Source organism: Okeania hirsuta, assembly GCF_003838195.1.
GTDB lineage: Bacteria > Cyanobacteriota > Cyanobacteriia > Cyanobacteriales > Microcoleaceae > Okeania > Okeania hirsuta.
The window spans coordinates 1-1545 of record NZ_RCBY01000566.1; the positions used below are offsets into that span (position 1 = coordinate 1).

Here is a 1545-nt window from a genome sequence, read left to right on the forward strand (position 1 = left end):
GGTCTATTTATGTAAGTGGATCGACTTTTTCTACCATAAAATGTGAGTGATGGCTACCATCAACAATTGAGATAAAAATCAACTTGAATTGGGGGAGAAGGGATTGGTAGGCTTCACGTGCCAACCCCTTCTCTAAAAATGATGATCATTATTATTGAGGAAAAATCCAGATTTTATACAGAGGTATAATCATTGAAACTATTGCCCCACAATAGGTTTGAGGTGCTTGTCACCCCCTGAGCCAGACTCAACAATTAGAGGGAACTAATGGGATTGTCAGACAGCAGATAGGTCGGTGACATCGCACCCCAGAATAAATTTGGTCAGGTCTGGGAACAGATAAAGATCACAGTTAGGTTGGCGTTTGCGGAGCGTGGCATCAGGCGTATCGCCTACTTTAATTGGATTTGGGTTCATAGTCCCAATCACAATACTGCTGCCCAAAGAGCTGGGTTAGGATTCGCGGAGGATACCGTCAGCAGTATCGCTCCTTGGAAGTGGAATGAGCTGATACCTATCCCACACTTTGCGCTCTGCACTAACCAGTTATAAGGGCGATCGCTTTACCTTACAAAACTTTACAAACACTTTTTTAGCAAGGTATAAATGAGCGATCGCTACTTATACCTTAGCTATCAATAGTTAAACTGCTGATTTTTCATCTTACCCATTCCAAAACAGCTTCTTGCTTTGTATTAGTGCGACGTTCGGGGGTTTCACGAGCGAACTTCATGTGTATAGAACGGTTTTGTTCGCCATCCACTGCCACTGCCATGATAGGATAATCAATTAAACCATCAGGGAAGGCCATCTGGAAACGGAAAGTACCATCAGAATTGAGTTTAATAGGTCGTCCACCAATAGTGACAGTAGCATCTGGTTCCGTTGCACCGTGAATAATAAGTTCGGCATCAGCAACTAACCAGAACTTGCGGGGACGAACTGGTGGCATAGAAGCAGCAACACCAGACATATTCATGCCCATACCAGAAGCAGTTAAACCTACCCCTGACATATTCATGCCCATACCAGAAGCAGTTAAACCTACCCCTGACATATTCATGCCCATACCAGAAGCAGTTAAACCTACCCCTGACATATTCATGCCCATACCAGAAGCAGTTAAACCTACCCCTGACATACTCATACCCATGCCCGAAGCAGTTAAACCTACCCCTGAAGCAGTTAAACCTAGACCTGACATACTCATACCCATGCCCGAAGCAGTTAAACCTACCCCTGAAGCAGTTAAACCCATGCCCGAAGCAGTTAAACCTACACCAGACATAGTTTTACCTAACCCCGACATATTCATGCCCATACCGGAAGCAGTTAAGCCTACCCCTGAAGTTGTTAAACCTAACCCTGACATATTCATGCCCATACCGGAAGCAGTTAAACCTACACCAGACATAGTTTGACCTAACCCTGACATATTCATGCCCATACCAGAAGCAGTTAAGCCTACCCCTGAAGTTGTTAAACCTAGACCTGACATATTCATGCCCATACCGGAAGCAGTTAAACCGACACCGGACATAGTTT

At 44.5% G+C, this 1545-nt stretch carries 2 pseudogenes; one reads left to right on the top strand and one right to left on the bottom strand.

The features are described from left to right. Positions 1-245: 245 nt before the first annotated feature. Positions 246-542, top strand: a pseudogene (locus tag D5R40_RS40465) (hypothetical protein); the annotation flags it as partial. Between the two features lie 116 nt (positions 543-658). Here the strand turns inward: D5R40_RS40465 and D5R40_RS43705 are convergent. Continuing rightward, positions 659-1545 (bottom strand): annotated as a pseudogene (locus D5R40_RS43705) (DUF4912 domain-containing protein); the annotation flags it as partial.